This window comes from Rummeliibacillus sp. POC4, assembly GCF_003576525.1.
GTDB lineage: Bacteria > Bacillota > Bacilli > Bacillales_A > Planococcaceae > Rummeliibacillus.
Genome location: NZ_QWUA01000077.1, coordinates 1 through 14,735, shown reverse-complemented (window position 1 = coordinate 14,735; position 14,735 = coordinate 1). Strand labels below are relative to the sequence as shown.

The 14,735-nt window shown below is 31.8% G+C and carries 16 protein-coding genes; 7 read left to right on the top strand and 9 right to left on the bottom strand.

All coding sequences use genetic code 11. From position 1 onward, the window contains the following. Nucleotides 1–434 precede the first annotated feature (434 nt). Nucleotides 435–2,150 carry a MutS-related protein gene (locus D1606_RS16000; RefSeq protein ID WP_119417016.1) on the bottom strand — a complete coding sequence of 572 codons (1,716 nt, stop codon included), beginning with the start codon at nt 2,148–2,150 and terminating at the stop codon, nt 435–437. Nucleotides 2,151–2,913: 763 nt separating this feature from the next. On the opposite strand from D1606_RS16000, the gene D1606_RS15995 reads away from it, so the two are divergent. Then, nucleotides 2,914–3,678, top strand: a complete 765-nt coding sequence (locus D1606_RS15995; RefSeq protein WP_233548145.1) for a DUF4230 domain-containing protein — start codon at nt 2,914–2,916, stop codon at nt 3,676–3,678. 177 nt (nt 3,679–3,855) lie between these two features. Here D1606_RS15995 and D1606_RS15990 read toward each other — a convergent pair whose 3' ends face one another. Next, nucleotides 3,856–4,995 (bottom strand): zinc-dependent alcohol dehydrogenase, encoded by a 1,140-nt coding sequence (locus D1606_RS15990; protein WP_119417015.1) that lies wholly within the window; start codon nt 4,993–4,995, stop codon nt 3,856–3,858. A 233-nt stretch (nt 4,996–5,228) separates the two neighbouring features. Here D1606_RS15990 and D1606_RS15985 point away from each other — a divergent pair, with 233 nt between their 5' ends. After that, complete coding sequence (locus D1606_RS15985) at nt 5,229–6,260, top strand: S66 family peptidase (RefSeq protein WP_119417014.1); 1,032 nt, start codon at nt 5,229–5,231, stop codon at nt 6,258–6,260. 218 nt (nt 6,261–6,478) lie between these two features. On the opposite strand, the gene D1606_RS15980 is transcribed toward D1606_RS15985, so the two are convergent. Continuing rightward, on the bottom strand, nt 6,479–7,261 hold the full coding sequence (locus tag D1606_RS15980; RefSeq protein WP_119417013.1) for an MBL fold metallo-hydrolase: 783 nt from the start codon (nt 7,259–7,261) through the stop codon (nt 6,479–6,481). A gap of 205 nt (nt 7,262–7,466) precedes the next feature. Between D1606_RS15980 and D1606_RS15975 the strand changes: the two genes are divergently transcribed. Beyond that, nucleotides 7,467–7,985 carry an NUDIX hydrolase gene (locus D1606_RS15975; RefSeq protein ID WP_119417012.1) on the top strand — a complete coding sequence of 173 codons (519 nt, stop codon included), beginning with the start codon at nt 7,467–7,469 and terminating at the stop codon, nt 7,983–7,985. A gap of 113 nt (nt 7,986–8,098) precedes the next feature. Here the strand turns inward: D1606_RS15975 and D1606_RS18995 are convergent, their stop codons facing one another. Beyond that, nucleotides 8,099–8,248, bottom strand: a complete 150-nt coding sequence (locus D1606_RS18995) for a hypothetical protein (protein WP_164489560.1) — start codon at nt 8,246–8,248, stop codon at nt 8,099–8,101. A gap of 318 nt (nt 8,249–8,566) precedes the next feature. Here D1606_RS18995 and D1606_RS15970 point away from each other — a divergent pair, with 318 nt between their 5' ends. Beyond that, nucleotides 8,567–9,538 (top strand): tRNA dihydrouridine synthase, encoded by a 972-nt coding sequence (locus tag D1606_RS15970; RefSeq protein ID WP_119417011.1) that lies wholly within the window; start codon nt 8,567–8,569, stop codon nt 9,536–9,538. Nucleotides 9,539–9,578: 40 nt separating this feature from the next. Here D1606_RS15970 and D1606_RS18855 read toward each other — a convergent pair whose 3' ends face one another. The 5 genes from D1606_RS18855 to D1606_RS15950 form a co-directional block, all read right to left on the bottom strand. Next, entirely contained in the window at nt 9,579–9,746 is a 168-nt protein-coding gene (locus D1606_RS18855; protein ID WP_158582407.1) for a hypothetical protein, read from the bottom strand. Nucleotides 9,747–9,851: 105 nt separating this feature from the next. Continuing rightward, nucleotides 9,852–10,037, bottom strand: a complete 186-nt coding sequence (locus D1606_RS15965) for a hypothetical protein (protein WP_119417010.1) — start codon at nt 10,035–10,037, stop codon at nt 9,852–9,854. A 52-nt stretch (nt 10,038–10,089) separates the two neighbouring features. Beyond that, nucleotides 10,090–10,938, bottom strand: coding sequence for a type II toxin-antitoxin system SpoIISA family toxin (locus D1606_RS15960; RefSeq protein WP_119417009.1), 849 nt, complete (start codon nt 10,936–10,938; stop codon nt 10,090–10,092). Between the two features lie 207 nt (nt 10,939–11,145). Next, nucleotides 11,146–11,748 carry a histidine phosphatase family protein gene (locus D1606_RS15955; RefSeq protein WP_119417008.1) on the bottom strand — a complete coding sequence of 201 codons (603 nt, stop codon included), beginning with the start codon at nt 11,746–11,748 and terminating at the stop codon, nt 11,146–11,148. Nucleotides 11,749–12,116: 368 nt separating this feature from the next. Further along, nucleotides 12,117–12,398 (bottom strand): hypothetical protein, encoded by a 282-nt coding sequence (locus tag D1606_RS15950; RefSeq protein WP_119417007.1) that lies wholly within the window; start codon nt 12,396–12,398, stop codon nt 12,117–12,119. A 126-nt stretch (nt 12,399–12,524) separates the two neighbouring features. Between D1606_RS15950 and D1606_RS15945 the strand changes: the two genes are divergently transcribed. The 3 genes from D1606_RS15945 (at nt 12,525) to D1606_RS15930 (ending at nt 14,676) form a co-directional block, all read left to right on the top strand. Further along, the gene (locus tag D1606_RS15945; RefSeq protein ID WP_119417006.1) at nt 12,525–13,133 is read left to right on the top strand and encodes a transglutaminase-like domain-containing protein; all 609 of its coding nucleotides are present in this window, start codon (nt 12,525–12,527) and stop codon (nt 13,131–13,133) included. A 30-nt stretch (nt 13,134–13,163) separates the two neighbouring features. Beyond that, nucleotides 13,164–13,748 carry a histidine phosphatase family protein gene (locus tag D1606_RS15940; RefSeq protein WP_369973821.1) on the top strand — a complete coding sequence of 195 codons (585 nt, stop codon included), beginning with the start codon at nt 13,164–13,166 and terminating at the stop codon, nt 13,746–13,748. Nucleotides 13,749–14,193: 445 nt separating this feature from the next. Next, nucleotides 14,194–14,676 carry a hypothetical protein gene (locus D1606_RS15930; protein WP_119417003.1) on the top strand — a complete coding sequence of 161 codons (483 nt, stop codon included), beginning with the start codon at nt 14,194–14,196 and terminating at the stop codon, nt 14,674–14,676. Nucleotides 14,677–14,735 lie beyond the last annotated feature (59 nt).

The window sequence follows — 14,735 nt, the reverse complement described above, 5'->3', positions numbered from 1 at the left end:
CGCTCTTCCACTGTTAATCCACGCAATTTCGAATTGTATCCACGTTCCGTGAAATTTACGTCCCAACTTCAACTCTTTATATGGCCATTCAAGAAACTTAAAAAGGGAAAATTAGAATATAATTATACAAATCTCTATAAAAGACTTGACTTAAAAAAATAATAATGAGCACGTATACTAATACTATCAATAGCATAAATTAAAAAGACCGCTGATGTTAGTCCATCAACGGTCAAACAGATAGTTGGTTCCCTCAAGGGGATTGGCAGTTGTTTTAGGTTAAAATAACCCATCAGAGCCCTAACTCAAGGATGGGTTATTTTTTATGGTTAAATGACAGAATACTAATCACCAATATCGCTAAAGCTATTGCAAACATTAAGGGCAAGTTATCTTTGTAAATGGTGGTTTAGCTTAATGTCTTTGGAACTATATTAAATGTATTTTTTCATCAGGACTTGAAAAAACCCCTTTAGACAATCCATTCCGAAGGGGTAATTTTGGTTGCTGATTAAAAACTCCACTCCCCCTTTTCTTCCAAACCTTTCAGCCCATGCATAAGCTGATTTTGTGACAGAGAATGGATAATCCATTAGCTCAAGCAGTTTAATAGCATTCTTGGTTGTGGATGGTCCTGGATGAATTTTATAGTCGAAATGTATGCTATCATTTTGTACTGTTTCTCGAAAATGATAGTTATTGAATTCACTGAGCATTGTCGTTAACTCGATGTCATGCGATGCAATCATGGTCATTCCTGGATGTTTGGTAAGCCACTCCATAACTGAAGCTGATGCAGCAATACGTTCAACGGTATTTGTTCCGCGAAGAATTTCATCAATAAATGCTATACATGGAATACCGGATTTGATTTTTTGAATGATTCGTTTTAATGATTTTATTTCAGCTTTAAAGTAACTATCTCCATCAATAACATTATCTTGAATTGCCATAGAGGATAGTATATAACTAGGTTTCATGCTCCAACTACTTGCATGTACTGTATGAATTGTTTGTGCTAAAATGGCGTTGATTGCTACAGCTTTCATATAAGTCGATTTTCCAGAAGCATTTGAACCAGTTATCAACGTCATTTTATCGAGATGCGAAGAATTTTTCACAGGATTCTGTATTAATTGATGATACATTTCTTGAAAAATCAATTCTTCATTTTTAATAAAAGTTGGTCTGCAATAGTCATCAATCGAGTGGCGATAAAAGGCAACCGCAATCCCTGTATCAAGTTCTCCAATTGTTTTCCAAATTTTTTCGTATCGCTCTTTATGTCTGTTGATCATTCGAATCATAAAGTAATAAGAAATATAATCAAGTAAAAAAATAATTCGTACGTATTCAAATATTCCCTCCAAATCACCCGTACCTTTTCCAAGTGAAATAATTCTTTCGAAAAACAATAATTTACGTATCGGTTTGATTGAATTACTAATTTCTGTAGCATACTCTTGGAAAGAATCGTCTTTAACTTTCGAGAGTCGCTTTCCAGTCCTTATAATGCTCGCAATATAAGAAGTCTCGTATAAACTGCTATCAAGTTTCAATTTGTTTTTATAGTAAACGAGTATATTTAGGATCATGGATGTAATCAATGAAGCAATTCCAATTTTCAGATAAAATATAATAAGAATAATACTTACAATTGGTAAAATACCACAAAGCATATATAACCAAATATTTTTGATATTTACATAGTTTTCATAAAAAAATGATGAGGAATTTGTATAATTTCGTTTACCTAGCTTTTTAAGTATATAGATTAATCGATTCCGATATTCCCTATCCTTTTGCATCAGTTCATAAAGAGATTCATTGCGGTCTTGATTTGTAAGATGAATATCGTGTAATTGATTGTATAAGTATTCAGAGCCAACCGTTGTTTGGGTATAATTTATCTTTTTAAATACATCATCCATTGACAAATCACGCCACGTAATCGAGTCAACACCATTGTAGTTTGGCTGTTTACAATTATTTTGCCAATAAGACATAACAGACTCTAAATCTTCCACTTGGGAAAAGATTCTTTTCTCTTCCCATTCTGCTTCAACGATTCTTTTCAATCGGGCATTTTTTCTATAATTTAAATAAAAAACTAGTACTATGAATAATACGATTCCTATTGTATATTGCATTTTAGCCCCCGGTTTCTTCGTTTTTATCAAATACAATAAAGCGAAACAATAGAATTTGAACTACTATGTAAGGTAAGCATTTTAAACACAAATTGCTTCTCACGGCAAAAAATCCAATTGCCGAACTTTATAGTCTAGAATGAAAGGCATAACTAAACCAAGAATGTTAAACTGTTAATGAACAACACTACTCTTTTCTCTCCTATCATTAGAACAAAATTTATTATCATCAAAGCGGAATCAAGCACAGGCATTTTTTTCAATTCTATATGTGATAATAACACTGAAACAGCATTAATTCCAATATATACCTATTCGTTATAATTTAGATAAAGTAAGTAATACCCTACTCTCTTACTATTTTTGAATACCTGTTCACTTCTATCAAATACAAAAACGCACTTACTGCGGCTCCCTCATTATCTTAAATATGTAAAACTATTTCTTATTCGAAAGATTGACTTTATATCAAAAGTTGTAAAATTATATTAAAACTATAAGAGCTTAACATTTATATAATTTTTTGATGCAAAAAAGAGCAATTTATTTTACAATTGTATAGGCAGTAATAAGATGGATAATTTTAGTCTTATCACTCGTCTATACCAAATTTGAGCGGTCCTTTTTTATTTTTTTGAACCTATTTGGGAGACAAGTGATTAGAGTCCTGAGAATAATACATATGATCCTTTTTTAATTAATACTGAGTTAATAGATTAGAAAAAAGAATAGCATTTTAATAGTGAATATCAAAGGAGAATACATGGATACAAATAGAGAAATTATAAAAGAAAAAGACGAAAAAATTGCACAGTTAGAAAAAATATTAGCAGAAACAAGAGCATCACAAAAGCAAAGTGCTGCAACTATAGCAGAAAATTATAACTCAAGAACTTTATCTATACCGAAAAGAAGATTAAAGTATTTCCTAAAAATTAGTCGATTTAAGATTATTTTGGTCATCCTTGTTTTTTTAGTCATTGGTGTAGGAGGCTTTTGGCTATTTCAGGGCAATACATTTAAACGAGATTCTGCCACGTTTGTTGAACAAGTACAAGAGCTATCCACATTGGCAACAGCTGAAGCTCATGTGAAAACAATTCTAAAAGAAGAAGATAATAAGATTTTAGGAAATGACATCTCTATTAATCTACCAGGGACAAAGAGAGAATTACTAATGGTTGTACCTGCGACAGTTATTGCAGGTGTTGATTTAAAAGGGGTTACTTCTAAAGACATGATTATTAATGAAGAGAAAAAGGAAATAGATATTACCCTGCCACATGCAGAACTCATCCAGAAACCATCCGTACAAATCGATAAAATACTAAAAATTGACGATAGTGGAATTTTCAGTGGAGATGTTAAAGGGGATGAATGGCTAGATCTGGCCGCTGAGGCACAAAAACAAATTGGTCAAGAAGCTGTCTCCGAAGGTTTATTAACTACTGCAGATAAAAATGCAGAAAAAGTATTAAAGGAATTTTTTAAGAATATTGGTTATACGGTAAATGTCACGTTTAGCTAATAGGAAGGCTTTTTTTGAAATACTTTAAATCTAAAGGAAAATATTAATCCATTCAAAACAGCACCTTCGATACAAATGAAAGGTGCTGTTATTATTTTTTTAAACCGCACCGTTTCTCCATAATTCATGTAAGTACGTCATTGGGAGTGTACAAGATATTCAACAATAATTATTATGCTATGGCTTTAATATAAACTTAATACTTTTATCCTCATGATCGTGAAACATATTGTATGCTTCACTTGCTTCTGATAGTGGCATTTTATGTGTAATAATTTCTGTTGGGTCAATCTTCCCTTGTGACACCATGTCATAAAGCATCGAGCTGTAATGAATTGCCGGAGCTTGTCCCATTTTCAATGTCACGTTGCGCTCAAACATATTGCCAAGTGGGAACATATTGTACATAGCGCCGTAAACACCTGTTAGTTGGATGGTACCAAACTTTCTTACTGCCTTAATACCAACTTGAATAGCACTTAATGTCCCGCCTTGGAGCTTCAGCATTTGCTGTGCCCTTTCAAACATTGACATTTTACCATCCATCCCTACACAATCTATAACAACATCCGCACCGCCATGCGTAATTTCATGAAGATGTCCACCAATATCATCAAAATCATCAAAGTTGAATATCTCTACATTATTTGTACGTTTTGCATGTTCTAGACGATAAGCAAGCGGATCTACAACGATCACTCGCTTAGCACCTTTCATCCATGCAAATTTCTGCACCATTAACCCAACAGGTCCAGAACCTAGCACTATGACAGTATCGCCCTTTTTGACACCAGCATGCTCCACACTCCAGTAAGCAGTTGGCAATACATCAGAGATAAACAACAATGCTTCATCCTCTAATTCACAGGACTCTGGCACTTTAAATGGTATAAAATTCCCGTATGGCACACGCATATATTCAGCTTGTCCACCTGGGTAATCTCCGTAGCGCTCCGTATAGCCAAAATAAGCACCTGCGTCAATTACCGGATTTTTGTTTGAATTGTCACACTGGCTTTCCATTTCATTTTGACAGTAAAAGCATTCCCCACACGAGACATTAAAAGGAATAACAACTCGGTCACCCTTTTTTACTTTTGTCACCTCAGGACCAACCTCTTCCACAATACCCATCGGTTCATGCCCAATAACAAAGTCTTCCCTTGCCGGAATTCCTCCACGATAAATATGAAGGTCTGAACCGCAAATAGCGGTTGATGTAATACGGACAATAATATCATCAGGCTTTTCAATTTTTACATCTGGAACTTCCTTTACTTGCACATCTTTTACACCTTGATATGTTACTGCTTTCAAACGGTTCCCTCCTACTGGATAAAGTATTTAGTCATTAACTAAAAAAAGTCACTCTTTAAGTTATTTACCCACTTGACTAAAAAATATACTTTAAACAAAAATACATCCGTTAATTCCTTATTTTTAAAACTTGATCAAATAAAAATTTTTGTTTCTATTCCTACCTATATCTTTTATAATGTATTAATTATTTATATTTTTAAAATTCTGTAAATATAAGGAGGTTTAATCTATTGAAAAAAATAATATATCCAAAATTGAATGAAAATGAAATCACTATTGGTGTTACAGCTCCCTCTAGTGGTGTGGAACCAAGTTTAAAAATACTAATGGATAAGGCAAAACTTAATGTAGAGAAACTTGGAATGAATGTAGTTTTTGGGCATACGGTTTTGACTCAAAATAAAGGAAAAAGTGGACCAGCGTCTAAAAGAGTTTCGGAATTACATAGCTTTCTCAAAAGGGATGATATTGATATCATCATGCCTCCTTGGGGTGGGAGCTTTTTGATGGAGATTTTGCCGCAAATTGATTGGGATTTTGTTAAAAAAGTTCCACCTAAATGGATTATTGGATACTCTGACATCAGTACACTTTTATTTGTTTATACAACAATCACAGGCATAGCAACTGCTCATGGACCAAATTTTAGTGAACTATCCTCTCCTATATGGGATGAAACTACAAAAAGATGGTTGTCAGTATTGAAGACAAATAATCACGTTAAGATGATTCAGTACTCATCTGATAAATACCAATCTAGTTGGGAATTTGTCTATAAAAATCCAGCACAAGGATTTAATCTTGACACACCCACAAAATGGAAATCGTTAAATGGGGAAACGTCTGAGAAAATGAAGGGAAGATTAATTGGTGGATGCCTCAACACACTACAAATACTCATAGGAACACCATTTGATCAAGTGAAATCCTTTGTAACAGACTACTGCTCTGAAGGTACGATTTTTTATCTAGAACCTGTAGGAATGAATGCAGCACAGATTTATAGAGCTTTATGGCAAATGAAACAAAATCAATGGTTCAAAAATTGTAATGGAATCTTATTTGGAAGACCTGGATTAGAAGATTTAGCAGACTTTACGCTGCTAGACGCTTTAAATGAAGTATTTTTAGATATAGACATTCCTGTTCTTTATGATGTAGATATTGGCCATATGCCTCCACAACTTACTCTAGTTAATGGAGCTATAGCCGAAGTTGAACTATTGGATAATAAAGGTATGTTAACAATGGAGTTCAATTAATCTATTATTGCTTATGCCAGGATTGTAAATTAGATGAAATTGTTTAAATATACATTTGATGTTTCTCAAATAACTATTTGAAAGGAATCCTTAACACCAAGAACGTTAATACAGCACTGTTCTTGGTGTTTCTATTTGGCATGTGCAAAATGTATTTTCAAAAATTACTTTTATGTGTCTTTTAATGCATTAACGGTCTGTGAGTTTGGTAGGGCTCATTAAAACTGCACACTAAAACCATTAAATTTGTGTATTCCTGTACCGAATTTAGTAAGTTCATTTTCTCTCAAAAACTTAACTGCCCTTTTTACTTCTTTTAAAATGATCGGTTCAAGTCCTAAAGTATTATGTGAACCGTAAATCATCGATATGTTAGGTATGTCTGAAATTTTTTCCAATGAATTAACTAAATCAGAAGGGTTTGTGGAGGGATAAAAAGCATATATAGGGGTTTCATCATATAATAAATCCCCTGTAAATAAATAACCATTTTTTTCATCTAAAACACAAATATGACCAGGAGAATGTCCAGGAGTATGATAGATGATTAATTTTCGATCACCCAATTTAATTACATCACCATCAACTAACAAATCCGTAGGCTCCCCTTGAAATGGTTGATATGTGTCTGCATTAAAATTACTAGGAAGAGGCAATGTTATATCTCTACTAATATCCTTTCTTATTTGTTCTATTGATAAGCCTTTTATCCCATTCACTAACCAATCTTTATCTTCCTCATGAACAAATATCCTTTCAAATTCCCCATGACTTCCGATATGATCCGTATGTACATGGGTAGTGATAACGTCAATCGATAAAGTAGTCAATTGGTCAGTGATTCTCTTTATATTATCAATTCCAAGACCAGTATCAATTAGTGCCGCCTTTTGATTACCCAATAATAAAAATGAGTGTACTTTCTCCCAATGTCCATATTCACTTATTGCATATGTATTACAATCAATCTGTTGCACCGTAAACCACGAATCTACTATCATACATTACCTCCCAAAATACTTTTACTTACTTGTTCTACATTACAATTTAATATCCTTTGTCTCTTATTAATTCTTCGAAAAATACACCCGAAGAAATTTTTATTAAACTTTATTTTAAAACTATAAAAATATATGCCTTTCCAATTGTGATATAATTACCTGTATATTCAGATTATTAAAATAAAAATGATTGAAGGTAATAGTATTGACAACTATTTATGTGAATTGGGGAGGAGCAAAAGTCAAATTAACTTGGAACACAAATAATATACTTCCACAATATAATTTAATTACAAGTGCACATGGTTTTTGTTTTAAAAATAACGAACTATTATTAGTCAATTTAAATCATAGAGGTTGGGATTTTCCTGGAGGACATATGGAACAAAGTGAAACTCCGGAAGAATGCTTTAAACGTGAAACTAGAGAAGAAGGATATGTAGAAGGAAAATGCAGACTTCTAGGATACATAACAGTAGATCATAGTGAAAATCATTTATGGTCAGAAGATAGTAAGTATCCTAAAATTGGATATCAGATTTTTTACAGAATGGATATAGAAAAGGTTCTACCATTTGATAGAGAATATGAATCTTCTAAGAGAATATTTATCAATCCTAATAATATTTCTTCAATTTATCATGAATGGAACTCTCTTTATCAAGAAATATTAGATTATTCTCTTAAACATTCTTATAATTCTTCTACTAAATTTTTTAGTTAAGAATGGATTTGTGATGACGAGTAATTTGTAACAGAGTAAACTCTATATCAATTTTAAAAATACTTTCTATAAAAAAACATAGGAAATTTCGGCTTCCTATGTTTTCATTCATATTATTTATCAGTTTGATTTTGCTTCTTTTTCAAATACTCTGCACGTATTTTTTCAAGTTGCTGCTTTTTATCAAATTGGGTAGGCTTGTTTTTTTCGTGATACTTTGTCACAGCTGCCTTACCTTTGCTATCTAATTGATATTTTCCCACTGTATTCACCTACTTTTCTTGTCAAAGAGAATCTACTCAACATATAATATACCTTATTTTACTGAAGTAATCCTCATTAATGTACTGTTAACCTTGAATAAATCAATAAAAACATTAAAAACTTACTAAAATAATTCACCGCCTAATGGTATCAAATCTTAATATAATGAAAGATTCTATCGATGATACTTGTATGACTCTTCAAACATAATATGAAAAATTCTGTGCATCAAACGACATAAAATGATACTATTTATGATGGTAAACTATTTGAATTTACTTGAATCATTTATAGAAGTTTCACAAGGAGAAGATCATATGAACAACGAAGATAATTTTTGGCTTGATTTACCGAAGCCGTTTTTTATATTAGCACCAATGGAAGATGTCACAGATGTTGTCTTTCGCCATGTCATTAGTAAAGCTGGAAAACCTGATGTATTTTTCACAGAGTTTACTAATACCGATAGTTATTGTCACCCTGAAGGTAAAGAAAGTGTACGTGGTCGTTTAACGTTTACTGAAGATGAACAACCGATTGTCGCACACATTTGGGGTAATAAACCAGCATTTTTTGAAGAAATGAGTATCGGGATGAAAAAGCTAGGTTACCGTGGTATTGATATTAACATGGGATGCCCAGTACCTAACGTTGCAGGTAACGGAAAAGGATCTGGATTGATCAACCATCCTGATGTAGCAGCTGAAATTATTCAAGCCGCAAAAGCAGGTGGCCTACCTGTTAGTGTAAAAACAAGATTAGGATTCACTGATATTGAAGAATGGCACGATTGGTTAGAACATGTGTTAAAACAAGATATTGCAAATCTAACTATTCACCTTCGTACAAGAAAAGAAATGAGTAAAGTAGATGCGCACTGGGAACTAATACCGGAAATAAAAAAATTACGAGATGAAATCGCTCCTAACACACTGTTAACTATTAATGGGGATATCCCTGACCGTGCAACTGGATTAAAATTAGTCGAACAATACGGTGTTGATGGTGTTATGATTGGCCGTGGTGTCTTCACTAATCCATTTGCTTTTGAAAAAGAACCAAAAGAACATAGTGTTGAGGAATTCCTCAATCTATTACTATTACAGTTGGATCTTTACGAAAAATATTTAGAATCAGTGCCTCGTCCATATACACACCTTCATCGCTTCTTCAAAATCTATGTTCGTGGATTTAGTGGCGCAGCTGAACTAAGAAACCAATTAATGAATACCAAGTCAGCAGATGAAGCACGTCAATTGGTTTATCAGGTTTTAAATAAAGAAATATAGATTAATACAAACAAAAAAGCCTATCTATTCTAAGGTAGGCTTAATCCCATCGTTTAAATAATCCACTTTTCTTCTTTTTCTTTTCTCTTTCATCCAATATATTTAGTACAGTTTGATTTTCCTCATGAATCGAATTCTTCATCACATTAGATACTGACATTTTTGGTTTATGTTTATTTGACTTTGCTTTATTGCGTTCAAAAGGCATTGTACATTCTCCTCTGTTCAAATTATTATCTATATTTTGTCCAGATTTGGTAATCTTTATAACAAAAAAGAGATGTAAAGGGTCATTCCTTACATCTCCTTCTATTTATGCTCTTTTTGCTAGTATACGCAACGCCTTTTTGTTTAGGTTATGAACTGAATTAAATGATTCTGAAACATTCACAGTCATTTTAGGTCTATGTTGATCGGTAGAATAGTTTTTTCTTCGAATATTTGGCTTACTTTTTTCTTGAACCGGGATAGGAGTTTTTGTTTCTTTATATGTTTCCATAATCATTCCCTCCTTTGGATTCTATATCCTAATTATAGTACTACTAAAAATATTAATCCATATACCAATCAAATATTTGTGTTAAGTTTAAAATATGAGAGGCATCTATTCCATCGACTTCAATAAATGTTGAGCTTATTCCTATGAGAATATCATATTTTCTTCCATAAAAAGGGATGATAAATACCTTTTTATCTTTAAAATTGTCTGAAGAACTAACTTCCTTTTTATTGTGAAGTTCTATCGCTTTCCCATCTAATAATTCTTGTACCAAAAACAGCTTCCATTCTCCATCTACTATGGTCTTATTGTAGCATTGTTCAATACGGGTAAATGCTTGTTTAATATCCAAGTTACTATGAAGGTCTTCTAAATTAGCATTTAATCCGCTTTCAAATTCAAATATAGCCAAATCTATTTGAAAAGTACCGGTGTAAAATTCTAGGAATTTTTTCAAATCTTCTTTATAATCATCAAATTTAAGATGTAAAGGGATATTATTTAAGTAATTAGTACTCTTATTCAGAACAATATCAGTAAAACATTCAACCTTTTGAGAGTTATAGCTAATAATTTCCTCGTTTTTCTTGATGATTTTACGAATATAATTATCATGTTTAAATTCTGCATTCCAAATTTTTAAAATATCTGGTGTTTGGAATACTGCTAAATCGATAAAAACAAATAGAGCAGTCAATTCTAAGAGTTGCTTCCAATCATCTAAATTGATTTTCTCTAACATTAATCCTATTGATATACCTACAACAAAAATAGCATAAAAGAATCTTCTTAACATTTGAAGGTTTTCAACATACTTGTCTATGTTGATGAAAGAAAGGTACAAACTAAAAAATATGTATACTAGTACCGTTAAGAAAAAAATGATAAAAAATATCCCCATATATTATCTCCCCTTTTACTTTATCACCTATCAATTTTGTAAAAATATCACTGGATAAAGCTACTAAAAACGAGATAGACTATCTTCCCCAATATTCTATGTGAAATATTTTTAAATTATCCTTTCCCTTTCAGATGTTCTATAAGCTATTTAATCAGTTCCATTGGCAAAAACCTATAACCAATACCCTACTCACTTTCAAATAATCTACTGCTTATCCATAGTTAAGAGATGATTTGTATTGTTTGTAAATAAAACTAAACGTCCTTCCTTGTTTATCTCTAATAGATGAATACCTGTATCACCTGTTAGAAAATAGCTATTATGTATGACAGGAAGTTGCAGGAAACTTTCAATAATACGAGAAATCATTCCCCCATGAGAAACAATCGCTATTTCCTCAAAGCCTTTACTCTTATCTAAGATCCTAGAGAGAACTTGTTCTGCCCGCATGCGGAATTCAATTTTACTTTCACCAAACGTTCCCACCTTTTCATGAGGAAGTAGATTCACTGGATGCTTAACTTCGCTAAATGGTTTTCCTGCTAAATCTCCATTATTATGTTCCTGAAGTTCATCCAAGAATTCAATCTCACAACCTATTTGCTTTCTTAATACCTTAGCCGTTTCCTCTGCTCTTTTTAATGTGCTAGACCAAATTTTTTCAACATTGAATTCTTTTTTTACACGAATAGCCATACATAACGCTTGATCTTGTCCTTTTTTAGTTAATGAGTAATCGGCTCTTCCCTCATGTACATTCAAAAGATCCGCCTCTGATTCCCCATGCCGAATTAATAAGATTTTCATCGTATACAACTCCTTTTTTATCATATAAGTATGTTAATCTATTTGAGTTGACAACCAGTAAAAGTATAATGGAAATTTAGAATAATCTATATATTGAGGTGTTTATTTTACTTGTTAGAACTAGACGAAATTATTAGTTCCTTTTGTAAACGATTATTAAGATAGTTATTTTAAGCCCATGCAAAAACTTTTTTTAGCTGTAGCAGTTATTTGGGAGATTTTACGAACATTACTTTAAAAATGGTGGGAAATCTAGATGTGTCAAACTATCTAATGCAATGGGGACGCAATGGGGACGGATTATGTTGCTATCCATGCTGGAGACGGATTGGTACCTTGAAAAAGACTAGAATTAAATTTATACCTAATTAAAGGATATTTTTCACCCAAGTAAAAATTCGAACAAGCTGAAGTGGTTCAAACCAAGTAATCCAAAACAACAATACAAAGGACAAAATAAGTGACATGAATTTTAAAGTTCCTTCTTCATGTTTTATAATAGCTATAAAACTTAATACAATCCCTATAATAAAGGAAAACAAACCTAAAACCATAATTGGTTCAGAATAACCCTCCATTCCCAAATTGAGGCCAAACAATATGAGTCCTACAATCAGTAATCCGAAAGACCATTTACTAAATCGTTTCATCATTTACCTCCGAGTTTATGTTATAAACATTTTCTTAAAAGAATTCGCAACTATTAGATTATAATATTATCAAAATAATGGTAATATTAAAAATAATTCACACAAGATTTATCTATGGAGGTATCTATGGAATTTACTTTAGAATCAGATAATATCAATGACTATTTACAAGAATCTAATGAAGTAGATTATTCAAACCCTATCATTCAAAGAAAAGCAGAAGAGCTATTTAAAACCAATCAAACAGATGTAGAAAAAATACAAAATGCATTTGAATTTGTACGCGATGAAGTGTCACATTCATGGGATATTCAAGATGAATTAGTCACTTGTCATGCTTCAGAAGTTTTGAGTTATCAAAAAGGTATTTGTTATGCTAAATCAAATCTACTTGCTGCACTACTACGTTCACAAGGGATTCCAACAGGTTTTTGTTATCAACGTTTGATGTTATTTGATACACCTGAAAAAGGATATTGTATACATGCATTAAACGCAGTGTACATAATATCCTTAAATAAATGGATAAGATTAGATGCCAGAGGAAACAAAAAGGGCGTAAATGCTCAGTTTTCTACCGACAAAGAAATGCTTGCGTTTTCTGTAAATCCAGAGCTAGACGAAATCGATTACCCAATCATCTTTGTAGAACCTAATCGTAAAACAATTGAAGTTTTAAGAAAGCATAACAATGCTTTGGAAATGTATTTGAATTTTTTACCTGATAGATTATAATCATATCATTTTAGGTGGAGATGAATTATTATGGAAATCTGTTTAGTAAGACATGGTGAAACTGATTGGAATAAACTTGGTAAACTTCAAGGACATACAGACATTAGACTAAATTCAAAAGGAATTATTCTGGCAAATGCATGTGCAGATTATTTGCGTGAATCATCTTACGAACTTATCATTACTAGTCCTCTAAAACGTGCAAAACAAACCGCTCAAATTATTTCAGAGAGAAATCATATTCCCATTATAGAAATGTCTCAATTTATCGAAAGAAGTTATGGTGATGCAGAAGGCTTAACTCAAGAAGAAAGAATTACTAAATATCCAGATTTAAAATATCCAAATCAAGAATCTAGAGAGTTTCTATTAGAGCGAGTTATGTTGGGACTCCAAAAAATCCAATCAGAACAAGATGTTAAAAAACTTATTTTAGTAGCTCACGGTGCTGTCATAAATACTATTTTAGCAGTTATTTCAAACAATGAAATTGGTTCTGGAAAAACGGTATTAGCAAATGCCTGCATCTCTACAATCCGATTTGCTGAGGGTAACTGGCATATTTTAAATTACAATCAAGTAAATCATCTAGTAATAAACGAATTTTCTCCATAGTATCATAACTTGAAAGGCATCATGAAATACCTTTCTCCCTTTCTTCGATACGAAAGAAGAAATTGAACCTTTATTGATTCCTTGTTACATCGAGGCAATTTTCTTTCTCTGAAACTTAAATTTGTTTCAACCGTATAAAAGTTAAAGTTTATCGTGAAGGTGTTGATTTGCTTGATCTTACTCGCAGAAATATTACGAACCATCGCCATTGTAGCGCTAATAATAAGTTCCTCTTTTTATTTTCAATATTTAGCAAAAACGAAAAAACAAAGAAAACTTACGACCATTGAAGTGACAATGTATATCCTGATTCAGATTGCGTATTTATTATTTGCAATTAGTTTATTAATCTTTGTATTTGTTGGAATGAGTTTATAATAGTATCAAAGAAAAAAAGGCATTTTCATCAACTATATCCTGTGAAAAATAAAGGAGTACTTATTAAATGAATATTAAGACTTTCATTCATTTTCAAGAAGAAGATAAGTTTATTAATATTGAAAAGAAAGAAGAAATAAAGGAAATTATCGCAATAAAAAAAGTTGTTTTTGAAAATGGGTTATTAAATTTAGATGGTGTTATTGTTTTTGAAAACGGTGTTGTTGGAAAAATTGAAGATTTTGAAGCATATGATGAAATTGATTCATTATGGTATTTTTATAAAAATGCATTAGAAAATTTCTTAGAAAATGGAGTAGGTGAAATTTATTTTCCTAATACACCTATCGAAATTAAGTTTGAAAAGAAAAATAAAAGTAATTTACTCTTATCAGTAGATGAACAGCTATTAGTTAGTGATACTAAAGAATTTATCGAAACATTCTATGAAAAAGGAAATGAGTTTGCAGATTTTCTTGATTATATTTCAGATTACACTTATATAAGTGATTTTAGAAAAGATTTAGAACAGATAAAAAGATATAAATAGCTATTATAATAAACAATCATTTACCCATTAATAGATATTCAGCCCAAAGAATGGGGAGT